The 22,886-nt window shown below is 54.9% G+C and carries 21 protein-coding genes; 16 read left to right on the plus strand and 5 right to left on the minus strand.

Translation table 11 applies throughout. From position 1 onward, the window contains the following. Positions 1–155 precede the first annotated feature (155 nt). From ftsY to rpoH, 4 genes are all read left to right on the plus strand, one after another. On the plus strand, positions 156–1,775 hold the full coding sequence (ftsY, locus tag LQK91_RS17590; protein WP_105099961.1) for a signal recognition particle-docking protein FtsY: 1,620 nt from the start codon (positions 156–158) through the stop codon (positions 1,773–1,775). Between the two features lie 5 nt (positions 1,776–1,780). Beyond that, positions 1,781–2,449: a cell division ATP-binding protein FtsE gene (ftsE, locus tag LQK91_RS17595; RefSeq protein WP_003852197.1), complete on the plus strand. Its 669-nt coding sequence runs from the start codon at positions 1,781–1,783 to the stop codon at positions 2,447–2,449. Next, the gene (gene ftsX, locus LQK91_RS17600) at positions 2,439–3,422 is read left to right on the plus strand and encodes a permease-like cell division protein FtsX (RefSeq protein WP_105099962.1); all 984 of its coding nucleotides are present in this window, start codon (positions 2,439–2,441) and stop codon (positions 3,420–3,422) included. The genes ftsE and ftsX overlap by 11 nt, the downstream gene beginning before the upstream one ends. Before the next feature lie 239 nt (positions 3,423–3,661). After that, positions 3,662–4,519, plus strand: coding sequence for an RNA polymerase sigma factor RpoH (rpoH, locus tag LQK91_RS17605; protein WP_003852201.1), 858 nt, complete (start codon positions 3,662–3,664; stop codon positions 4,517–4,519). A 60-nt stretch (positions 4,520–4,579) separates the two neighbouring features. Here rpoH and panM read toward each other — a convergent pair whose 3' ends face one another. Further along, positions 4,580–4,975 carry an aspartate 1-decarboxylase autocleavage activator PanM gene (gene panM / locus LQK91_RS17610; RefSeq protein ID WP_008926293.1) on the minus strand — a complete coding sequence of 132 codons (396 nt, stop codon included), beginning with the start codon at positions 4,973–4,975 and terminating at the stop codon, positions 4,580–4,582. 395 nt (positions 4,976–5,370) lie between these two features. Here panM and LQK91_RS17615 point away from each other — a divergent pair, with 395 nt between their 5' ends. From LQK91_RS17615 to ugpQ, 10 genes are all read left to right on the plus strand, one after another. Continuing rightward, complete coding sequence (locus LQK91_RS17615; RefSeq protein ID WP_003852205.1) at positions 5,371–6,498, plus strand: branched-chain amino acid ABC transporter substrate-binding protein; 1,128 nt, start codon at positions 5,371–5,373, stop codon at positions 6,496–6,498. Positions 6,499–6,569: 71 nt separating this feature from the next. Next, a complete protein-coding gene (gene livH, locus LQK91_RS17620; RefSeq protein WP_008926292.1) occupies positions 6,570–7,496 on the plus strand; it encodes a high-affinity branched-chain amino acid ABC transporter permease LivH in 927 nt (308 codons plus the stop codon). After that, a complete protein-coding gene (locus LQK91_RS17625; protein WP_003852208.1) occupies positions 7,493–8,764 on the plus strand; it encodes a high-affinity branched-chain amino acid ABC transporter permease LivM in 1,272 nt (423 codons plus the stop codon). The genes livH and LQK91_RS17625 overlap by 4 nt, the downstream gene beginning before the upstream one ends. After that, positions 8,761–9,528 (plus strand): high-affinity branched-chain amino acid ABC transporter ATP-binding protein LivG, encoded by a 768-nt coding sequence (livG, locus tag LQK91_RS17630; protein WP_003852209.1) that lies wholly within the window; start codon positions 8,761–8,763, stop codon positions 9,526–9,528. The genes LQK91_RS17625 and livG overlap by 4 nt, the downstream gene beginning before the upstream one ends. A 1-nt stretch (position 9,529) precedes the next feature. Continuing rightward, on the plus strand, positions 9,530–10,243 hold the full coding sequence (livF, locus tag LQK91_RS17635; RefSeq protein WP_008926291.1) for a high-affinity branched-chain amino acid ABC transporter ATP-binding protein LivF: 714 nt from the start codon (positions 9,530–9,532) through the stop codon (positions 10,241–10,243). A 615-nt stretch (positions 10,244–10,858) separates the two neighbouring features. Beyond that, entirely contained in the window at positions 10,859–12,175 is a 1,317-nt protein-coding gene (gene ugpB / locus LQK91_RS17640) for a sn-glycerol-3-phosphate ABC transporter substrate-binding protein UgpB (RefSeq protein WP_105099963.1), read from the plus strand. 55 nt (positions 12,176–12,230) lie between these two features. Next, positions 12,231–13,118 carry a sn-glycerol-3-phosphate ABC transporter permease UgpA gene (gene ugpA, locus LQK91_RS17645; protein ID WP_003852215.1) on the plus strand — a complete coding sequence of 296 codons (888 nt, stop codon included), beginning with the start codon at positions 12,231–12,233 and terminating at the stop codon, positions 13,116–13,118. After that, positions 13,115–13,960: a sn-glycerol-3-phosphate ABC transporter permease UgpE gene (gene ugpE, locus LQK91_RS17650; RefSeq protein WP_105099964.1), complete on the plus strand. Its 846-nt coding sequence runs from the start codon at positions 13,115–13,117 to the stop codon at positions 13,958–13,960. Before ugpA ends, ugpE begins: the two co-directional genes overlap by 4 nt. A 1-nt stretch (position 13,961) precedes the next feature. Next, complete coding sequence (locus tag LQK91_RS17655) at positions 13,962–15,035, plus strand: sn-glycerol-3-phosphate import ATP-binding protein UgpC (RefSeq protein ID WP_003852219.1); 1,074 nt, start codon at positions 13,962–13,964, stop codon at positions 15,033–15,035. After that, a complete protein-coding gene (gene ugpQ, locus LQK91_RS17660) occupies positions 15,032–15,775 on the plus strand; it encodes a glycerophosphodiester phosphodiesterase (RefSeq protein ID WP_003852221.1) in 744 nt (247 codons plus the stop codon). Before LQK91_RS17655 ends, ugpQ begins: the two co-directional genes overlap by 4 nt. Here ugpQ and LQK91_RS17665 read toward each other — a convergent pair. After that, a complete protein-coding gene (locus LQK91_RS17665) occupies positions 15,772–16,053 on the minus strand; it encodes a DUF2756 domain-containing protein (RefSeq protein WP_003852222.1) in 282 nt (93 codons plus the stop codon). The two genes, ugpQ and LQK91_RS17665, sit on opposite strands and share 4 nt — an antisense overlap. A 207-nt stretch (positions 16,054–16,260) precedes the next feature. Between LQK91_RS17665 and ggt the strand changes: the two genes are divergently transcribed. Further along, positions 16,261–18,012, plus strand: a complete 1,752-nt coding sequence (gene ggt, locus LQK91_RS17670; protein WP_033743311.1) for a gamma-glutamyltransferase — start codon at positions 16,261–16,263, stop codon at positions 18,010–18,012. A 250-nt stretch (positions 18,013–18,262) separates the two neighbouring features. Here the strand turns inward: ggt and LQK91_RS17675 are convergent, their stop codons facing one another. Further along, the gene (locus LQK91_RS17675; protein ID WP_105099965.1) at positions 18,263–18,757 is read right to left on the minus strand and encodes a GNAT family N-acetyltransferase; all 495 of its coding nucleotides are present in this window, start codon (positions 18,755–18,757) and stop codon (positions 18,263–18,265) included. A 500-nt stretch (positions 18,758–19,257) separates the two neighbouring features. Here LQK91_RS17675 and LQK91_RS17680 point away from each other — a divergent pair, with 500 nt between their 5' ends. Continuing rightward, complete coding sequence (locus LQK91_RS17680) at positions 19,258–19,701, plus strand: helix-turn-helix domain-containing protein (protein WP_003853070.1); 444 nt, start codon at positions 19,258–19,260, stop codon at positions 19,699–19,701. A 78-nt stretch (positions 19,702–19,779) separates the two neighbouring features. On the opposite strand, the gene LQK91_RS17685 is transcribed toward LQK91_RS17680, so the two are convergent. Together LQK91_RS17685 and LQK91_RS17690 are read right to left on the minus strand one after the other, a co-directional pair. Continuing rightward, the gene (locus LQK91_RS17685; protein ID WP_003853069.1) at positions 19,780–21,147 is read right to left on the minus strand and encodes an L-serine ammonia-lyase; all 1,368 of its coding nucleotides are present in this window, start codon (positions 21,145–21,147) and stop codon (positions 19,780–19,782) included. Between the two features lie 60 nt (positions 21,148–21,207). Continuing rightward, positions 21,208–22,491 (minus strand): HAAAP family serine/threonine permease, encoded by a 1,284-nt coding sequence (locus LQK91_RS17690; protein WP_003853066.1) that lies wholly within the window; start codon positions 22,489–22,491, stop codon positions 21,208–21,210. Between the last annotated feature and the right edge of the window lie 395 nt (positions 22,492–22,886).

The raw sequence follows: 22,886 nt of genomic DNA on the forward strand, positions 1-22,886 counted from the left end.
GTGGTGAGCTGGCTGGAAAGTGTTAGACTACTGAGTTGCTGAAGTCATGCATTATTCTGCGGTTTACGCCGGTCTGGCGCTGACCGACTTTCATTGATTTACCCCTGGAAACCACGCGCGACCGGGACAAAGCCATCGAGGAGTGTCGTCACACAATGGCAAAAGAGAAAAAACGTGGCTTTTTTTCCTGGCTGGGATTTGGCAAAGAGGAAGAGAAACAACCTGTAGCGGAGGAGCAGACACACGAGGTCGCAGAACCCGCACAGCAGCAGACTGAACAGGAAGCGCCGGCATTAAGCCAGGCTGAAGCGCAAGCGGAAGAGACTGTCGCTATCACCGAAACGGTGGCCGAACAGCAGCGTGAGGCGGACGTCACCGCGGCTGCGCCGCACGAATCAGCACCGGCGGTGCTCGATGAGGCTGAGCCGATTGAGGCCGATCCTGAAGCATTACTGGACGTCTCCGCACCTGAACATGACGCGACGCCGGTTATCGATGCCGACGATGTGGTCACGCCGATCGCGGACGACGCATCAGCAGACGCGCCGTTAAGCGAAGAAGAGCTGACCGCGCTGGCGCTGGGCGACGCTCCGATCATTGAAATCCCGGACAGTGAAGCAGACGCGCCGTTAAGCGACGAAGAGCTGACAGCGCTGGCGCTGGGCGATGCTCCTATCGTTGAAACGCCACACAGTGAAGCAGACGCGCCATTAAGCGAAGAAGAGCTGACCGCGCTGGCACTGGGCGAAGCCGACGTCACTGACGCGGAACCGGCAGATACATTATCCGACACCGTCAGCGATCTTCCGCTGGCCGCCGCGCCACTCATCGTGCAGGAGCAGGAACGTCCCAGCAAAGAGGGCTTCTTTGCCCGCCTGAAGCGCAGCCTGGTCAAAACCCGTCAGAACCTCGGTTCCGGTTTTATCAGTCTGTTCCGTGGCAAAAAGATTGATGATGACCTGTTTGATGAGCTGGAAGAGCAGCTGCTGATTGCGGATGTCGGTGTGGATACCACGCGCCGCATCATTACCCATCTTACTCAGCAGGCAAACCGCAAGCAGCTGCGTGACGCCGAAGCGCTCTACGGCCTGCTGAAAGCGGAAATGGCCTCGATTCTGGCAAAAGTGGATGCGCCACTGGAAGTCTCAGGCAAAACGCCGTTTGTCATCCTGATGGTTGGCGTCAATGGCGTGGGTAAAACTACGACCATCGGTAAGCTGGCGCGCCAGTATCAGGCCGAAGGCAAAACGGTGATGTTAGCGGCTGGTGATACCTTCCGTGCAGCGGCGGTTGAGCAGCTGCAGGTGTGGGGCCAGCGTAATAACATTCCTGTGATTGCTCAGCACACGGGTGCAGATTCGGCGTCGGTGATCTTCGATGCCATTCAGGCAGCTAAATCGCGCGGCGTTGACGTGCTGATTGCTGATACGGCCGGTCGTCTGCAGAACAAATCGCACCTGATGGAAGAGCTGAAAAAAATCACCCGCGTGATGAAAAAACTGGATGATTCAGCGCCACACGAAGTGATGCTGACGCTGGATGCCAGCACCGGACAGAATGCGGTCAGCCAGGCCCGACTGTTTAACGAAGCGGTTGGCGTGACCGGTATCGCGCTCACCAAGCTGGATGGCACCGCTAAAGGCGGCGTCATCTTCTCGGTGGCCGATCAGTTCGGTATTCCGATTCGCTACATCGGCGTCGGTGAAGGCATTGAAGATTTACGGCCGTTTAAGGCGGAAGATTTTATTGAGGCATTGTTTGCCCGAGAGGACTAATTAGGATGATTCGCTTTGAAGAGGTCAGTAAGGCATATCTCGGCGGACGTCAGGCGCTACAGGGAGTAGATTTCCGTCTGCGTCCTGGCGAAATGGCGTTTCTGACCGGCCACTCCGGTGCCGGTAAAAGTACCTTGCTGAAGCTGATTTGTGGCATTGAGCGCCCGAGTGCCGGAAAAATCTGGTTCAGCGGCCATGACATTTCCCGCCTGCGCAACAGTGAGGTGCCTTTCCTGCGTCGTCAGATTGGCATGATCTTCCAGGATCACCACCTGCTGATGGATCGCTCTGTTTACGACAATGTGGCTATCCCACTGATTATTTCCGGTGCCAGCGGCGAAGATATTCGTCGTCGCGTCTCGGCGGCGCTGGATAAAGTCGGCCTGCTCGACAAAGCGAAAAGTTATCCGATTCAGCTTTCGGGTGGTGAACAGCAGCGTGTGGGCATCGCCCGGGCGGTGGTGAACAAGCCAGCCGTGCTGCTGGCAGATGAACCGACCGGTAACCTTGATGACGCGCTGTCAGAAGACATTCTGCGCCTGTTCGAAGAGTTTAACCGCGTTGGCGTCACCGTTCTGATGGCAACGCATGACAGCGGCCTGATCGCCCGGCGTAATTACCGGATGATGACGCTGAATCAGGGACGTCTGCACGGAGGCCACGATGGTCAATAAACGCATTAAACGTCCGGCTGCACCGAAAGCGAAGCAGCCATCGAAGAGTAAAGCGCTGAAGGGCGGCTGGCAGGAGCAGTGGCGCTATGCACTGCGTGGTACGCTCTCAGACATGTGGCGTCAGCCGCTGGCCACGCTGCTGACGGTGATGGTTATTGCCATCTCCCTGACGCTGCCCAGCGTCTGCTACATGGTGTGGAAAAACGTTAGCCAGGCGGCCACGCAATGGTATCCGGCGCCGCAGTTAACCGTTTATCTCTCCAAAACGCTTGATGACACGGCAGCAGAAAACGTCGTGGCGCAGCTCAAGCAGGTCGAAGGCGTGGATAACGTTAACTACCTGACACGGGAAGAGGCGCTGAATGAGTTCCGCAACTGGTCAGGCTTTGGCGGCGCAATGGATATGCTGGAGCAGAATCCGCTGCCTGCGGTAGCCATCATTACGCCGAAACTCAATTTCCAGAACTCTGACACCATGCAGAGCCTGCGCGATCGGGTCACCAAAGTGCAGGGCGTGGATGAAGTGCGGATGGATGACAGCTGGTTTGCGCGGCTGGCTGCACTGACCGGACTGGTGGGGCAAATCGCGTCGATGGTTGGTGTGCTGATGATCGTGGCGGTGTTCCTGGTGATCGGTAACAGTGTTCGTCTCAGTATCTTTGCCCGACGCGACACGATTAACGTGCAGAAGCTGATTGGTGCGACTGACGGCTTTATCCTGCGTCCTTTCCTCTACGGCGGGGCGCTGCTGGGGTTCAGCGGCGCGGTGCTGTCGCTGCTGCTGTCGGAAGTGCTGGTGCTGCGTCTCCAGTCTGTCGTCGCCAGTGTGGCGACCGTATTTGGTACCACCTTCTCGCTGGAAGGCTTCTCCTGGGATGAGGCGCTGCTGCTTTTACTGATTGCAGCAATCATCGGCTGGGTGGCTGCGTGGCTGGCAACGGTACAACATTTACGTCGATTTACGCCGCAGTAAACGCCTGCAACATTTTTTTGTTATAATGGTCCTCTGCTACCGATGGTGGGTGCAGAGGATTTCTCCCTCTTCCCTTCCTGTCATCTGTGTGTAAAATATTCACCGCTATAATTGAACTTGTGGATAACTTTAGCACTCTAAGTAGCACAGATTGCTTTCGGATTTCGCGCGACGTTGACGTAATGTATCGTCTGCGCAGGGAAATGTGCGGCAATTCCACTAAATTTGTGAGGGTTTGAATGACCAAAGAAATGCAAACTTTAGCTATTGCTCCTCTTGGCAACCTGGAGTCTTACGTCCGGGCTGCGAATACCTGGCCGATGCTCTCGGCTGAAGAGGAAAAAGCGTTGGCTGAACGGCTGCATTACCAGGGCGATCTGGAAGCAGCAAAGACGCTGATCCTGTCTCACCTACGCTTTGTAGTTCATATCGCTCGTAATTACTCCGGCTACGGTCTGCCACAGGCTGACCTGGTCCAGGAAGGCAACATCGGTCTGATGAAAGCGGTGCGTCGCTTCAATCCTGAAGTGGGCGTGCGTCTGGTTTCATTTGCCGTGCACTGGATTAAAGCGGAGATTCACGAATACGTGCTGCGTAACTGGCGTATCGTGAAAGTCGCGACCACCAAAGCACAGCGTAAGCTGTTCTTTAACCTGCGTAAAACCAAGCAGCGTCTGGGCTGGTTCAATCAGGACGAAGTCGAGATGGTTGCGCGTGAGCTGGGCGTAAGCAGCAAAGATGTGCGTGAAATGGAATCGCGTATGGCCGCGCAGGACATGACCTTTGATATGTCTGCCGACGATGAGAGCAGCGAAGGCCGTTCGATGGCGCCGGTGCTTTATCTCCAGGATAAAACCTCTGACTTTGCTGACGGCATTGAAGAGGATAACTGGGACGCGCATGCCGCTGACAAGCTGAGCTATGCGATGGAAGGTCTGGATGAGCGCAGTCAGCATATCATTCGCGCCCGCTGGCTGGATGAAGACAACAAAACCACGCTACAGGAGCTGGCCGATCAATACGGCGTATCAGCGGAACGTGTCCGGCAGCTGGAAAAGAACGCCATGAAGAAACTGCGTATGGCGATCGAAGCGTAACGCACTTCGACACCTCAAGGGGCGACAGATGATGTCGCCCTTTTTGTTTTCTGCGTCAGGCTACTCTACCGCCAGTATCCACCCATCACTCTGCGCCCTGAAACCACACGCCTGCATAAATGCCGCCCGCACCTGCTGATCGTCACTGCCATCATCGGCAATCCACCAGTCTGATATCGACCCGTTCTGCCTGATCGTCTCCTCAAGCAAATATTGTCCCACACCGCGTCGCCGGGTGACATCGCGCACCGTCAGCCGGTGGACCTTGCCATGCATCCCTGAGATTTCCAGCTGCAGACCCGCCAGCAGCCGATCGTTAAAGCGTGCGGCATAAAGACGATGACGCTCATCCAGGTGCTGCTCCAGTTTTTCAATCTCCAGATCCGGCCAGACTTTGCCCAGATCGATGCGGTCCTGCGCGGTCAGCGTGGTTAAACGCTGAATAGTGAGCTTCATAACAAAAACCTCTGTAATAGGGGAAAGTGCAGCGAAAGTATACAACCAGAGTGCCACCACATTTTCATCAATAAAACAGGTCAAAAGATGGCCTGGATGCCAGGATGATAGTTGTAAACAGGGAAATCAGACGATCAATCCAGCACAACGCGCTGGCAAAATGGTGAAAAACCGGCCATTGCCTCCAGTGTATTATGCTGTTTCACTCAGTCAATTCTGAATATGTCAGTTGATTTAAAGAAGAAAATTCCTGTTTAATAACCTGAAAAATAAAGCCTTATTATCAAAAAATACCGGAAAAGTGCGCTAAACCATTCATAAACATCATTTTTCGGCTTTATCCGGTAGCAACAGCAAACCACAACTCACAGTCACAACAAGATGGGGAAGTCCGCATGAAAATGAGTAAAGGCCGCGCATTACTGGCGGGTTGCGTTGCGCTGGCAATGAGCCACGCCGCCCTGGCTGCCGACATTAAAATCGCTATCGTTGGTGCCGTAACTGGCCCGGTCGCGCAGTACGGTGATATGCAGTTCACTGGTGCCGCGCAGGCGATTAAGGACATTAACGCCAAAGGCGGCATAAACGGTAACAAGCTGGTCGGCGTAGAGTATGACGATGCCTGCGATCCGAAACAGGCCGTGGCGGTGGCAAACAAGGTTGTTAACGACGGCATTAAATACGTTATCGGCCATCTTTGCTCCTCTTCTACCCAGCCTGCGTCCGACATCTATAACGATGAAGGTGTGCTGATGATTACCCCGGCAGCCACGGCACCGGAGCTGACGGCACGCGGTTACGAAACCATTATGCGTACAACCGGCCTGGACTCCGATCAGGGCCCGACTGCCGCGAACTATATTCTTGATCAGATCAAGCCTAAGCGTATCGCCGTGGTGCATGACAAGCAGCAGTATGGTCAGGGTCTGGCGGAATCAGTACAGAAAACGCTGAAAGCGAAAGGCGGCAACGTGGTGCTGTTTGAAGGCATCACTGCAGGCGATAAAGATTTCTCTACGCTGATTACGCGCCTGAAGAAAGAGAACGTCGACTTCGTTTATTACGGTGGCTACTACCCGGAAATGGGTCAGATTCTGCGTCAGGCGAAAGCGGCTGGCCTGAAAGCGGGCTTTATGGGACCGGAAGGCGTGGGTAACGCTTCACTCTCCAATATCGCGGGTGATGCATCAGAAGGTATCTATGTGACGCTGCCGAAGCGCTACGACCAGTTGCCGGAGAACAAGGCGATTGTTGAGGCCATCAAAACCAACAGCGCACAGAATCGCAAGGATCCGACCGGTCCGTTCGTCTGGACCACTTATGCGGCAATCCAGTCGCTGGTAGCGGGTATCGAACGCAGTAAGAGCGACGAGCCAGACGCGATCGCGAAAAACCTGAAAACCGGTGAGCCGGTACCAACAGTGATGGGCAACCTGAGCTGGGATCAGAAAGGCGATCTGAAAGGCTTCGAGTTCGGCGTATTCAAATGGCACAAAGACGGTTCGTCTACCGCAGTTAAGTAATCGTTCCATCGACAGACCAATCCTCTGCCGCGTCGGCAGAGGATTTTCCCGTTCTCATGCAGGTCTTCACTATGTCCGAGCAGTTTCTTTATTTCATTCAGCAGATGCTTAACGGGGTCACTCTCGGCAGCACCTACGCGCTGATCGCCATTGGTTACACCATGGTTTACGGCATTATCGGCATGATCAACTTCGCCCACGGCGAAGTCTATATGATCGGCAGCTATGTCTCTTTTATCGTGATTGCCGCCCTGATGATGATGGGTATCGACACGGGCTGGCTGATGATTGCCGCTGGCTTCGTGATGGCGATACTGATCTCCAGCGCCTACGGCTGGAGCATAGAGCGCGTCGCCTATAAGCCGGTGCGATCGTCGAAGCGTCTGATCGCACTGATCTCCGCCATCGGCATGTCGATCTTTCTGCAAAACTACGTCAGCCTGACGCAGGGTTCACGCGACCTGGCGCTGCCGAGCCTGATCACCGGACAGTGGACGGTAGGCGAGAGCAACGGTTTTGCCGCCACAATTTCTACCATGCAGGTTGTGATCTGGGTGGTGACGTTCCTGGCGATGCTGGCGCTGACCACCTTTATCCGTTATTCCCGCATGGGCCGCGCCTGTCGCGCCTGCGCTGAAGACCTGAAAATGGCCAGCCTGCTGGGAATTAACACCGACCGCGTCATCTCGCTGACCTTTGTGATTGGTGCTGCCATGGCGGCGGTAGCGGGCGTGCTGCTGGGCCAGTTCTACGGCTCCATCAACCCCTTCATCGGCTTTATGGCGGGCATGAAAGCCTTTACCGCTGCCGTGCTGGGCGGCATTGGCAGTATTCCGGGCGCGATGATTGGCGGCCTGGTTCTGGGCATTGCTGAAGCACTGACCTCCGCATATCTCAGCACGGAATACAAAGATGTGGTGTCGTTTGCTCTGCTGATCGTGGTGTTGCTGGTAATGCCGACCGGGATTCTGGGTCGCCCGGAGGTTGAGAAAGTATGAAATCTTCCTTTATCAACGCGCTGCTCTCTTCTGTCATGCTGCTGGTGCTGGCCAGCTTCTTTATGGGCATGCGTCTCGGCCTCGACGGCACCCGACTGGTGGTGCAGAGCGCGGGTGACGTGCGCTGGAACTGGATTTTCGTCGGCTGTGCCGTGGTCTTTCTGTTTCAGCTGCTGCGTCCGTTCTGGCAGCGCGGTCTGAAAAAGATTTCCGGTCCGGCGCTGGTGCTGCCTGGCATCGACGGCTCAACGCCGAAGCAGAAGCTGTTTATGCTGGCGCTGATCCTGGTCGCTGTGGCCTGGCCCTTTTTCGTGTCGCGCGGCACGGTAGACATCGCCACGCTGACGCTGATCTACGTGATGCTCGGTCTGGGCCTGAATGTGGTGGTCGGCCTGTCGGGGCTGCTGGTGCTCGGCTATGGTGGCTTCTATGCCATTGGCGCTTACACCTTTGCTCTTCTGAACCACTATTTTGGTCTCGGCTTCTGGGAGTGTCTGCCGCTGGCGGGCATTGTCTCGGCGCTGTTCGGGCTGCTGCTCGGCTTTCCGGTGCTGCGCCTGCGCGGAGACTATCTGGCGATCGTCACGCTGGGCTTCGGCGAGATTGTGCGTATTTTGCTGCTGAATAACACGGCGATTACCGGCGGTCCCAACGGCATTGCGCAGATCCCCAAACCGTCACTGTTCGGCCTTGAGTTTGGCCGCAAAGTCTCTGAAGGGGGCTGGAACACCTTCCACGATTTCTTTGGCCTGAAATACGATCCCAGCGACCGCGTGATTTATCTCTACCTGGTGGCGCTGCTGCTGGTGGTGCTGACGCTGTTCGTGATCAACCGGCTGCTGCGGATGCCGCTGGGCCGTGCCTGGGAAGCATTGCGTGAGGATGAGATTGCCTGCCGTTCACTGGGCCTGAGCCCGACCCGCATCAAGCTGACCGCCTTTACCATCAGTGCCGCGTTTGCTGGTTTCGCGGGCACGCTGTTTGCTGCGCGCCAGGGCTTTGTCAGCCCGGAGTCCTTTACCTTTGTCGAATCGGCTTTTGTGCTGGCGATTGTGGTTCTGGGCGGAATGGGTTCGCAGTTTGCAGTGATTCTGGCGGCCATTCTGCTGGTGGTGTCGCGCGAGCTGATGCGTGATCTGAATGAATACAGCATGCTGGTGCTGGGTGGCCTGATGGTGCTGATGATGATCTGGCGTCCGCAGGGATTATTGCCGATGAAGCGTCCGCATCTGAAGCTCAGAACCGGTAAAAAAGGAGAGCAGGCATGATCCAGCCTTTATTAGCCGTTGAAGGCCTGATGATGCGCTTCGGCGGTTTGTTAGCCGTGAACAATGTGGCGCTGGAGCTGCGTCCGCAGGAGATCGTTTCGCTGATTGGCCCTAACGGTGCCGGTAAAACCACCGTGTTTAACTGCCTGACCGGTTTTTATAAGCCCACTGGCGGCACGATTAAACTGCGTGAACAGCATCTGGAAGGATTGACGGGTCAGAAGATTGCGCAGATGGGCATTGTGCGTACTTTCCAGCATGTGCGTCTGTTCCGTGAGATGACGGTAATTGAAAACCTGCTGGTCGCTCAGCATCAGCATCTGAAAAGCGGCGTGTTTTCCGGCCTGCTGAAAACACCTGCGTTTCGCCGTAGTGAGAGCGAGGCGCTGGATCGCGCGGCGACCTGGCTGGAGCGGGTCGGTCTGCTGGAGCTGGCTAACCGTCAGGCGGGCAATCTGGCCTATGGTCAGCAGCGTCGGCTGGAGATTGCACGCTGCATGGTGACGCGCCCGGAGATCCTGATGCTGGATGAACCGGCAGCAGGCCTTAACCCTAAAGAGACCCACGAGCTGGATGCGCTGATTGCGGAGCTGCGTGGCGAACATAAGGTATCAGTGCTGCTGATTGAACATGATATGAAGCTGGTGATGGGCATTTCTGACCGTATTTATGTGGTTAATCAGGGAACGCCGCTGGCTAACGGAACGCCGGAAGAGATTCGTAATAATCCGGATGTCATCCGTGCCTATTTAGGAGAGGCCTGAGATGGCAAATGCGATGTTAACCATTGAGAACGTCAGCGCCCACTACGGCAAAATTCAGGCGCTGCACAATGTCAGCCTCTATATCAATCAGGGTGAAATCGTTACCCTGATTGGCGCTAACGGCGCCGGAAAAACCACGCTGCTGGGTACGCTGTGCGGTGAGCCACGCGCCACGCAGGGCACCATTACCTTTGATGGCAAAGCCATCACCGACTGGCAAACGGCGCGCATTATGCGTGAAGCGATTGCCATCGTGCCGGAAGGCCGGCGGGTGTTTTCACGCATGACGGTGGAAGAGAACCTGGCGATGGGCGGTTTTTTTGCCAGCCGTCCGGATTATCTGACGCGGATCAAACGCGTTTATGAACTCTTCCCGCGTCTGGAAGAGCGTAAAATCCAGCGCGCTGGCACCATGTCAGGCGGCGAACAGCAGATGCTGGCAATTGGCCGTGCACTGATGAGCCAGCCGCGACTGCTGCTGCTGGATGAGCCGTCACTGGGGCTGGCACCGATCATTATTCAGCAGATCTTCGACACTATTGAGCAACTGCGTAGCGAGGGGATGACGATCTTCCTGGTGGAGCAGAATGCGAACCAGGCGCTGAAGCTGGCGGACAGGGGCTATGTGCTGGAGAACGGGCATGTGGTGCTCGAAGACACAGGTGCAGCGCTACTCTCCAACGAAGCCGTCCGCAGCGCTTACCTGGGTGCCTGATGGGGCACGGCCTAGCTTGCTTGCCAGGTTCCGGTTGGGCAGTGCTCGCCATCCTCACGTACTACGTGTACGCTCCGGTGGCTGCGCGCTGTCCGCCCGCAACCTGCCTGCGCCGCCGACGGCCTTGTGTGTCGGTGTGGGTGGTGGTGCCGACGGCCTTTAAATTTGCCTGAAAGTAGGGGCAAGTTCTGCCATTGCCAGAGGCCGTTGCAGCTTCTGGTAATAAATTCGACGTAATAATGATGTATAGCAGCTCAGGTTGCTGACAAACTCAAATCAGGTGAATCTGGCCGCAACACATAAACTTAACGCGCAGGGAACACGGGCAGAAGAGGAAAGCGTCCCGCGCCATGGACGGTGCGGGCCGAGCGTGTCATGGATGACGGATTTTGCGTCTTTCCGATCTGACCGTGTTCTCTGCGCAGGGCACAGTCTTAAAGCAAGCCAGACTTTGTCAACAATCTCAACAATAGTTAGCTGCTCCGCTTTTCCTCTTTTTCGCCTGTCATCCGGCTGTCATCTCCCTGTTATTAATCCGTCATTTCCCCGTGTCATGTTACTTCGCGAAACAGAAATCCGTGATTTCACGCGTATTTACCTGCACAGGAAAATTCTATGTCCGTCGTTACCTTTCGTCGTAGCCTGATGAGCGCGCTGCTCGGTCTGATGCTCAGCAGCCATGCCATGGCCGCCACTGAGATCCCTTTCTGGCACTCCATGGAAGGCGAGCTTGGCAAAGAAGTGGATTCGCTGGCACAGCGTTTTAACGAGACGCATCCCGATTACAAAATTGTTCCGACCTACAAAGGTAACTACGAGCAGAGCCTGGCAGCAGGGATTGCGGCCGTGCGCAGCGGCAAAGCGCCAGCGGTGCTGCAGGTCTATGAAGTCGGTACGGCGACCATGATGGCCTCAAAGGCGATTGTGCCGGTGCATCAGGTATTCAAAGACGCCGGCATTCCCTTCGATGAAAAACAGTTCGTGCCAACGGTGGCGGGCTACTACAGCGACAGCAAAGGTCAGCTGATCTCTCAGCCGTTCAACAGCTCGACGCCGGTGCTCTACTACAACAAAGACGCTTTTAAAAAAGCGGGCCTGAACCCGGACCAGCCGCCTAAAACCTGGCAGGAGCTGGCGACAGATGCCGCCGCACTGCGTAAATCGGGCATGAGCTGTGGCTACGCCAGCGGCTGGCAGGGCTGGATCCAGATTGAAAACTTCAGTGCCTGGCATGCTCTGCCGGTCGCGACGGAAAACAACGGATTTGACGGACTCGATGCGGTGCTGGAGTTCAACAAGCCGGTGCAGGTTCGTCATATCGAACTGCTGGAAGCGATGAACAAGAAAGGGGACTTCACCTACTTTGGCCGCAAAGATGAATCCACCGCCAAGTTCTACAACGGCGACTGCGGTATCACCACTGCCTCATCCGGTTCGCTGGCCGATATCCGTCACTACGCCAAATTCAACTTCGGCGTTGGCATGATGCCGTATGACGACACCGTACCGAATGCGCCACAGAACGCCCTGATTGGCGGAGCCAGCCTGTGGGTAATGAAAGGCAAAGATGCAGCAACGTACAAAGGCGTAGCTGAGTTCATGCAGTTCCTGGCTAAACCGGAAATCGCTGCGGAATGGCACCAGAAAACCGGCTATCTGCCGATTACGACCGCCGCCTACGAGCTGACGAAACAGCAGGGCTTCTACGACAAAAATCCGGGTGCGGATATCGCCACTCGCCAGATGATGAACAAGCCGCCATTGCCCTTCACTAAAGGCATGCGTCTGGGCAATATGCCGCAGATTCGTACCGTGATCGACGAAGAGCTGGAAAGTGTCTGGACCGGCAAACAGTCGCCACAAAGCGCACTGGATAACGCCGTGAAACGCGGCAACGAGCTGTTGCGCCGCTTTCAGCAGCAGGTGAAGTAATCTCTTCCTGCGGGCCCGCTCAGGCTGGCCCGCTCTTTCTGACGCCAGGTATGCCATGTCTTCATCCCGTCCGGTCTTTCGCACCAGTCTGTTGCCCTATCTTCTGGTACTGCCGCAACTGCTGATTACCGCCATCTTCTTTCTCTGGCCTGCGGGTGAAGCGCTGTGGTACTCGCTGCAAAGCCTCGATCCTTTTGGCATCTCCAGCAGCTTTGTCGGGCTGGAAAACTTCAGACGGCTATTTGCCGATCCTTACTATCTGGATTCCTTCTGGACCACGATAAAATTCAGTGGCATGGTCACGGTGTTTGGCATGGTCTTCTCGCTGCTGCTGGCGGCGCTGGTGGATTATGTGGTACGACTCCGCCGCCTCTATCAGACCCTGCTGCTACTGCCTTACGCCGTTGCGCCGGTGGTGGCTGCGGTGCTGTGGATGTTTCTGTTTAACCCTGGCCTGGGTCTGTTCAGCTACCTGCTGAACCACGTCGGCTACAACTGGAACTTCGCGCAGAACAGCGGTCAGGCGATGTTCCTGGTGGTGCTGGCCTCGATCTGGCAGCAGATGAGCTACAACTTCCTGTTTTTCTTTGCCGCACTGCAATCTATCCCTAAATCGCTGGTGGAAGCCGCTGCCATCGACGGAGCCGGACCGGTGCGTCGCTTCTTCAACCTCTCACTGCCGCTGATCACGCCGGTCAGCTTCTTCCTGCTGGTGGTGAACCTGATCTACGCCTTCTTCGATACCTTCCCGGTGATCGATGCCGCAACCGGCGGCGGGCCGGTGCAGGCGACCACCACGCTGATCTACAAAATCTATCGCGAAGGCTTTACCGGTCTGGATCTCTCCTCTTCCGCGGCGCAGTCGGTGGTGCTGATGTTGCTGGTGATCGGGCTGACGGTGCTTCAGTTCCGCTTTGTTGAACGTAAGGTGCAATACCAATGATTGAGAATCGACGCGGGCTGGATATCTTCAGCCACATCGTGCTGGTGCTGGGCGTGCTCACTATCCTCTTTCCGCTCTATTTCGCCTTTGTGGCGGCAACGCTGGATAACGAGGCGGTCTATCAGGTGCCGATGACCCTGGTGCCCGGCACGCACCTGTGGGAGAACATCTCGCGCATCTGGACGCAGGGCGTCAACGGCAGCGGACCAGCGTTTGGCCTGATGCTGCTCAACAGCATGATCATGGCGCTGGGTATCACCTTCGGCAAAATTACCGTCTCAATGCTGTCGGCGTTTGCGCTGGTCTGGTTTCGCTTTCCGCTGCGCACGCTCTTTTTCTGGCTGATCTTCATCACCCTGATGTTGCCGGTTGAAGTGCGTATCTTCCCCACGGTGCAGGTGATAGCCGACCTTAATATGCTCGACAGCTACAGCGGATTAACTCTGCCGCTGATGGCGTCGGCCACCGCGACTTTCCTGTTCCGTCAGTTTTTTATGTCGCTGCCGGATGAGCTGGTAGAAGCGGCGCGTATCGACGGTGCCAGCGCAATGCGCTTCTTTATCGACATTGTTCTGCCGCTGTCGAAAACCAATCTGGCGGCGCTGTTTGTCATCACCTTTATCTACGGCTGGAACCAGTATCTCTGGCCGCTGCTGATCATCAATGACGCCAGCCTCGGCACAGCGGTGGCGGGGATCAAAAGTATGATCTCCACCAGTGGATCGCCGACCCAGTGGAATGAAGTGATGGCGGCAATGTTATTAACCCTGATCCCGCCGCTGGTGGTGGTGTTAGTCATGCAGCGTGCCTTTGTGCGCGGTCTGGTTGAGAGTGAGAAATAAGATGGCAGGCGTAACCCTTCAGGCAGTAACCAAGTCCTACGATGGCAAAAATCAGATCATTCAGCCGCTGAACGTCACCATCAATGACGGCGAGTTTATGGTGATGGTGGGGCCATCCGGCTGCGGTAAATCGACGCTGCTGCGCATGGTAGCCGGACTGGAGCGCGTCAGCTCCGGTGATATCTACATCGACAACCGGCGCGTCACTCAGGAAGAGCCAAAAGATCGCGGCATTGCGATGGTGTTCCAGAATTACGCGCTTTATCCCCACATGTCGGTGGAGGAGAACATGGCCTATGGCCTGAAAATCCGCGGCATGGGCAAAGAGCAGATTCGCCAGCGGGTGCTGGACGCAGCGCGCAGCCTGGAACTGGATCACCTGCTGATGCGTCGGCCTCGCGAACTCTCGGGCGGTCAGCGCCAGCGCGTGGCGATGGGTCGCGCCATCGTACGTGAACCGGCGGTGTTTCTGTTCGATGAGCCGCTGTCGAATCTTGATGCCCGCCTGCGGGTGCAGATGCGGCTGGAGCTGCAGCAGCTGCACCGCCGCTTACAGACCACCAGTCTCTATGTGACGCACGATCAGGTCGAGGCGATGACGCTGGCACAGCGGGTGATGGTGATGAACAAAGGCGTGGTCGAGCAGCTTGGCACGCCGGTCGACGTATATGAACGTCCTGCCAGCCAGTTTGTGGCCTCGTTTATCGGTGCGCCCGCCATGAACCTGCTGAAAGGACAGTTCAGCAGTGACGGCTCGCGCTTCCAGCTTGATGCCTCACACGCGCTGCCACTCAGCGACACAAAAGCGAAATGGGCTAACCGCCCGGTGGTGCTGGGCATCCGGCCAGAGCATATTCAACTCAGTAGCCGCGAGCAGGGCGGCGTGCCTTTGCGGGTCGATACACTGGAGATGCTGGGTGCCGATAATCTGGCACATGGTCGCATCGGGGAGACGCCACTGGTGGTACGCTTAGCCCACAGCGAACGGCCGCAGCCAGGCAGTACGCTGTGGCTGCATCTGCCGTCAGATGCGTTACACTTCTTCGATTCAACCCATGGAAAGCGTCTGGAATGAGCACACAACACTGGCCTTATCCCCGCATCGTCGCTCATCGCGGCGGCGGTAAACTGGCACCGGAAAATACCCTGGCAGCCATCGACACGGGTGCGAAATATGGCCATCAAATGATTGAGTTTGATGCCAAATTATCAATGGATGCCCAAATCTTCCTGCTGCATGACGACACACTGGATCGCACCAGCAACGGCTGGGGCGTGGCAGGTCAGTTGCCCTGGGAGAAGCTGTCGCAGCTCGATGCAGGCAGCTGGTTTGACAAGGCGTTTACCGGCGAGAAGCTGGCGCGGCTGGATGAGGTGGCAGCACGCTGCCGTCAGCATCAGATGATGGCAAACATCGAAATCAAACCGACCACCGGCAGTGATGCCGAAACCGGACGTGCGGTGGCGCAGGCAGCCGCAATCCTGTGGCAGGGACAGACCGCGCCGTTGCTCTCTTCATTCTCGTTTGAGGCGCTGGAGGCAGCAATGCAGGCCGAACCACAACTGCCGCGTGGTCTGTTGTCGCACAGCTGGGATCCCGAGTGGCAGGCAAAAACAACAGCGCTGGCCTGCGTCTCGATCCATCTGAATCACAAGGTGCTGACCGCTGAGCGGGTCGCCGAACTGAAAGCGGCCGGACTGAAAATTCTGGTTTATACCGTGAACAACCCGGATCGGGCGCGGGAATTGCTGAAATGGGGCGTCGATGCCATCTGTACTGACAGCATCGACATCATTGGCCCCGATTTTCATTAGTTCTGGTTTTGATTCTGCTGGCCCGGCTGCGAGGTAATAACCCGCTGCTGGGCGCTATTTCGCTGTTCCTGCATTTTGCGCTGCATATCCTGCGTCTGACGCTGCTGATCCTGGCGCAGCTTCAGCTGCTGCTGCTGCTGATCGGTCTGCATCTGCGACTGCATCCGCTGCTGGCTCGGGTTATAGCCCGGTTTATTGGGATCATTGGTGCTGTTGAGCGTGTTCGCCTGGCTGGCGAATGGCAGCAGGGCCGCTAAAACAATTATCCACTTTTTCATCACTCCTCCTTCCGTAAACGCGACAGGGTTTTGGGTGCACAATCGCGCACCCCGATATCAGGGTCGCATCCATAAGTTTACCCGATATCACAGACCTTACTTTCAGATGTATTCCTGATTTGACTTAACCCCGGTTATTTTGCTGTATTTGTAGAGACTTGCAGAAATGATAAAAAAATGTAAATAACTATACGGGATGGTGGCAGGATGAAAATGCAGCAAACAGTGCGTCAGCTTAGCTGGTCGCTGGTGATGAGTTTCACCGTGGTGGCAGGGGCGAACGCCGCACCCACTCAGGCACCGCCGGTCTCTTACGGCGTGGACAGTGACACCTTTCATCCGGTAAAAGCGCAGCACGGCATGGTGGCGTCGGTGGATGCGATGGCAACCCAGGTCGGCGTGGAGATCCTGCGTCAGGGCGGGAATGCAGTGGATGCCGCGGTCGCTGTGGGCTTTGCGCTGGCCGTGACCCATCCGCAGGCAGGCAATCTGGGCGGCGGCGGGTTTATGCTGCTGCGCACCGCATCGGGACGCGCGACGGCTATTGATTTCCGTGAAATGGCACCGGGCCACGCGTCGCGCGATATGTTCCTGGATAAGCAGGGTAATGCCGACAGTAAGCTGTCGCTGACATCACATCTTGCCTCAGGTACGCCGGGCACTGTGGCCGGACTGGCGCTGGCTGCGCAGAAATATGGCACCCTGCCGCTGAGCACTCTGCTGGCACCGGCGATCAAACTGGCGCGTGACGGTATTCCGGTCAATGACGCACTGGCGGATGACCTGAAAACCTACGGCAAAGAGGTCCTGATTACCCATCCCAACAGCAAAGCGATCTTCTATAAACCGGACGGCACGCCGTGGCAGAAGGGTGACCGGCTGGTGCAGAAGAACCTGGCGCACAGCCTGCAATTGATTGCCCGTCAGGGACCGGATGCCTTTTACAAAGGTGAAATTGCAGATGAGATTGCCGGAGAGATGGCGCAACACGGCGGCCTGATCAACAAAGCTGACCTGGCAGCCTATCGCGCGGTCGAGCGTAAGCCCGTCAGCGGGACATACCGTGGCTATGAAGTCTTCTCAATGCCGCCTCCCTCATCCGGTGGTATCCATATCGTGCAGATTCTGAATATCCTGGAGAACTTCGATCTGGCGAAGATGGGCTTTGGCAGTGCAGACGCCATGCAGGTGATGGCTGAAGCGGAAAAATATGCCTACGCGGACCGCTCGGAATATCTCGGCGATCCCGATTTCGTGAAGGTACCGTGGCAGGCGCTGACCAGTAAAGCCTATGCTAAAAGCCTGGCACAGCAGATCGATGTGGCGAAAGCGCGGCCTTCCAGTGAGATCAAACCCGGCAAGCTCGAACCTTATGAAAGCAATCAGACGACCCATTTCTCGGTGGTCGACAAGCAGGGAAATGCGGTTGCGGTGACTTACACGCTGAACACCTATTTCGGCAGCGGAATTGTGGCGGGCAAAAGCGGCATCCTGATGAATAACGAGATGGATGACTTCTCTGCCAAGCCAGGCACGCCAAATGTCTACGGACTGGTGGGCGGTGAGGCGAATGCGGTGCAACCGGCGAAGCGTCCGTTGTCATCGATGTCACCGACCATCGTCGCCAAAGGCGGCAAAACCTGGCTGGTCACCGGCAGTCCTGGCGGCAGCCGCATTATCACTACGGTGTTGCAGATGGTGGTAAATAGTATCGATTTCGGGATGAATGTGGCGGAAGCCACTAATGCGCCGCGCTTCCATCATCAGTGGCTGCCGGACCAGCTGCGGGTGGAGAAGGGCTTCAGTCCCGATACGCTGCGTCTGCTGGAAGCCAAAGGTCAGCATGTGAAGGTGCTGCCGTCGATGGGCAGTACACAGAGCATCATGATCGGGCCGGATGGCATGCTGTATGGCGCGTCTGATCCGCGTAGCATTGATGATTTGAGTGCGGGTTATTAATTTCCAGCACTGCTGACAAACCTAAACCCAGGTGAATCTGACAGCAATAAATAAGCTCAATGTGCAGGGAACTGGGTCAGAAGAGGAAAGCGTCCCGCGGCAGGACGGCGCGGGCCGAGCGTGTCATGGATGACAGCTTTTGCGTCTTTCCGATCTGACCCTGTTTCCTGCGCAGGCGCTAACTGACAGCGAATCCTGGCAGGTTTATCAGCATAAAGGGCACCTTCGGTGCCCTTTATGCTTCCAATCGTCAGGCTTTAACCCGCGCCATATAATGCGCGTCGATCAGTTCACCGTGTCGCATAGCGAAGCCTTTAGCCGTTCCCTCAATCTCAAAACCGAAACGCTGATAAAGGGCGATGGCCGGGCCATTATCGACAAACACCGTCAGCTCCATCCGGCTCACCTGCAGCCAGTTGTCGCACAACGAGACCATTTCACGCATCAGCGCCGTGCCGACGCCGCGCTGCCGGTAGCGATCATCCACGCCCATCCCTAAAGAGGCAGCGTGACGGCGTCTGGCGCGATCTTCTACGTGCAGCGCACACTGACCAACAACCTCTTCGTCGATACAGGCGACCAGCAGATGCGCATTGGGCTGTGGCGTAGCGAGACGGGCATGCCACATTTGCAGGGATGCGTTAGGCAGATGCAATGTGCTGGCCTGAGTATCTGGCTGACCATAAATTCTGTGCAGTGCAGCGGCATCTTCTGGCGTAACGTGGCGGATAACGATGTCACTCATGTGCTCTCCTTTTGCCGATAAAAACCCTTTAAACATCAAGGTATTCACCACAATAATCAAGCGAAAAAAACGTGAAAACAGCTTTACAGATACGAATGATAATGATTATTATTGTCATGCGTTCCCGGGCAGTCATCGACAGTCTGAGAAAGCACGACATTGCTCACATTGCTTCCAGTATTATTTAGCCAGCTTATCCGCTGGCTTTTTTTTGCCTGCCACTCACTGACTGGAAAAGAGAGGCGGTAAGCTCACTCATCATTTGGTTTTAAGCCGGTAATATGAGCCTGACCGACAGCGGAACAGGTTTCCCTTTTCGCCCCTTTTCAGACATAGCCATAATTCAATAAAAATAAAGCCTGAAGGTTATATTTCATCGCTTACGTTGTTAATAAATAACTTACTTTGATGCAGGTGCTGTTATTTTAAAATTATCTTCTTTATTTGCCGGCGGGTTTACTCAATAATTTATTCTGTATATCCCGCAATGAGATATTGCTATGCGTTTTAATACTCTTTCCGATGGCGCAATAATTGCTGAATTGTGCTGCAGAATTAAAGAAACCCGTATGCAGCTTGGGATCTCTCAGATTGAACTGGCTGAACGTGCACGCGTTGGTACGGCCACCATTAAACGGGCAGAGTTAGGTGAGTCCGTTACGCTGAGCACCTTAATAGGAATATTGCGGGGTCTTGGACGGTTGCATCAGCTGGAGTCCATTTTGTCCGATTCTCATATGCGAACCTTTAATGCGCAGTTTACCGACTCGCCACCTGCACGTATTCGCATCCGAAAAAAACAGCGCAGCCAGTCACCGGCGGCGAATAACACTGAAGCTGTTGCTGAGCAGTCTGTCAGCGCAACGATAAATGAGTGGTACACCTCCTCTGAAATGCGGAGTATGGTCTGGTCCAGTCTGCCCCGCGAAAACGAATCAAAATAATCCTGCTCAAAGCCCATCTTCAGCAAAACCGGAGCAATGAAGAAACCGCCAGCCTCACAGCCAGCGGTTTTCAGATCGTTACGATTCACATATCGCCACTTTGATCGCCAGACCGCCGCGGGCGGTTTCACGGTATTTGGCGTTCATGTCTTTGCCGGTTTCAAACATGGTTTCGATAATCTTATCCAGTGACACTTTGGGATCGCTGGTGCGGTACATCGCCATACTGGTTGAGTTAATGGCTTTGACGGCAGCAATCGCATTCCGCTCAATACAGGGCACCTGAACCTGACCCGCAACGGGATCGCAGGTCAGACCCAGATTATGCTCCATGCCAATTTCAGCGGCGATGCAGACTTTCTCCGCATCGGCCCCCAGCAGTTCAGCCAGACCCGCCGCCGCCATGGAACAGGCCACGCCGACCTCTCCCTGACAGCCGACTTCAGCGCCAGAAATTGACGCATTCATCTTATAAAGAATGCCGATTGCGCCTGCTGTGAGGAAATAGCGCATATAGAGTTCAGGCGTTACTGGCTTGATGAAGCGATCATAATAAGCCAGCACTGCCGGGATAATCCCGCATGCGCCATTGGTGGGTGCGGTGACCACACGTCCTCCAGCGGCATTCTCTTCACTCACTGCCATCGCGAACATATTCACCCAATCCATGGCACTCAGGGGATTAATGGACTGGCTCAGTGGCGCCAGGATGCGATGCAGGGAAGAAGCCCGCCGTGGCACCTTCAGCGGACCGGGTAAGACGCCCTCAGTGCTAATGCCTCGTGTTATCGCATTGCGCATGGTTTGCCACAGTTGTGCCATGTTCTCTTCGACCTCACGGCGACCATGACGCGCTATCTCGTTCTTCATCATGACGGCCGAAACCGAAAGGTTATTGCTATGGCAATGTGCCAGCAGGTTACGGGCGGAATAGAAGGGGAAGGGAATATCGATTTCGCTATCCAGGCTTTTACCAAAATCGTCTTCGGTGACAATAAAGCCGCCTCCGACAGAATAATAGGTCTGGGTGTAAACGCTTTTTCCATCACAAAAGGCGGTTATGCTCATGCCATTTTCATGTAACGGCAGAAACTCGCTGTGAAAGCGTATGCACTCTGCCACCGGGAAGGCAATCTCCCGGTGCCCTTCTTCGATACGTAACTGTTGCTGCGTATTCACGTCGCGAATGATGGCGGGGATCTGATCGATATTTACCGTGTCAGGCAGATAACCACTCAGGCCGAGAATAATCGCAATATCTGTATGGTGGCCTTTTCCCGTCAGGGAAAGAGAGCCATAAATATCCACGACCAGCCGGCTCACACTATCCAGCAGGCCTTTTTCCTTTAGCGTATCAACAAAATGTTTACCCGCTTTCATGGGGCCCACCGTGTGCGAACTGGATGGCCCGATGCTGATTTTAAAAATATCGAAAACGCTAATCATGATTCACCCATGCGGATTGCAATATGAAAGAGGCGCTGACCGGTATGGCAAGCGACGGCATCAGTTAAGTAAAGAAAAGGCGATGGCGGAGATAGCAATCAGGCCAATGATGACGACGAAAAGATTGCTCAAATGACCGCTATATTTACGCATCGCCGGGACTTTATTAATGGCGTACATCGGCATCAGGAACAGGATCATGGCGATAACCGGTCCGCCCAGGGTTTCAATCATGCCCAGAATGCTGGGGTTTAGGGTGGCGACAATCCAGGTGGTGATCAGCATAAAAAGGGCGGTGATGCGGTTCAGTTTATTGATTTCTATCGACTTGCCTTTGCTGCGAAGCGATTTGATCACCATGCCATTGAAACCTTCACGCGCCCCCAGATAGTGGCCGAGAAAAGATTTGGTGATCGCGATAATTGCGATGATGGGGGCCATCCAGGCAATTAACGGCGCGTTAAAATGGTTAGCGAGGTAGGAAAGGATAGAAATATTCTGCGCCTTTGCCTCCGCCAGGTGTTCCGGAGAGAGACTCAGCACACAACTGAAAACGAAAAACATGACGGTGAGCACCATCATGATATGAGCACAGGCCAGAATGCGTGAACATTTTGACGCCGCTTGATCGCCGTACTCCTGACGCTTGGCTACTGCAAATGATGAAATAATGGGAGAATGATTAAAGGAGAAGACCATGACGGGAATAGCCAGCCATAGTGTGAGCCATAATCCGCTACCGGTCGTTTCAGAACCCCTCATTGAGAGCGTATCCAGAATAGCGCCGTTCCATTGTGGAATCAGATACAGCGCGAGCAGCATCAGTGCGGCCACGAACGGAAACACCAGAATACTCATCGCCTTCACGATAGCTTTTTCGCCGAAGCGTACGATAGCCATCATGCCGACAATAAGAATGAAAGCCAGTACCGCACGCGGCGGCGATATCAGATGAAGCTGGTGGGTGAGAAAACTGTCGACGGTGTTGGTAATCGCGACGCTATACACCAGCAGGATAGGGTATATAGCAAAAAAGTAGAGCAGAGTGATGAGTTTTCCCGCGCCGATACCAAAATGTTCTTCCACCACTTCAGTAATATCTCCCCCCGGATTTTTGCCGGAAAGAACAAAACGGGTGAGCCCGCGATGGGCAAAGAATGTCATCGGAAAAGCCAGCACAGCCATAATGATTAACGGCAGCAAACCGCCAGTGCCTGCATTTATCGGCAAAAACAAAACGCCAGCACCAATTGCAGTTCCATATAATCCCAGCATCCAGACGGTATCACTTCTTCTCCAGCGTGGCGTTTCATCTGATATCAGCGTATTTTGAACGGCATCCATAATCGGGCTCCTGATAATAATTTAAAATAAAATGAATCGGAGGGTGTTTAAAACGAAAGGTTTTTATTTATCGGCTATTTTAGTAGGATTTATGAAGTCGGGTTATTTACGGCGATCACATTCTTTAATTTACAGGTGAAGTTTTAAGGCATCAAAAGTAATACCTTATTGACTCTATTTTTTAAGGTATCATTTTTAATGCGTTAATCACGTTGTGTGTGTCAAATCCAGAGGCTAAATTAGCATGGGCTGATGACACGGAAAATAAAGTAACCGCGGATTATCCGGCTTTCATTATTTTACGGGTTTATCAGATTAACCTTTATTTCAGGCTTTCCCTTAATATCTTTCATTCCTGCATCACCTCCTTTTCCTTCGATCTGTTTCAGTGAGAA

Source organism: Pantoea sp. MHSD4 (genome assembly GCF_021043305.1).
Taxonomy (GTDB): Bacteria; Pseudomonadota; Gammaproteobacteria; order Enterobacterales; family Enterobacteriaceae; genus Pantoea; species Pantoea eucalypti.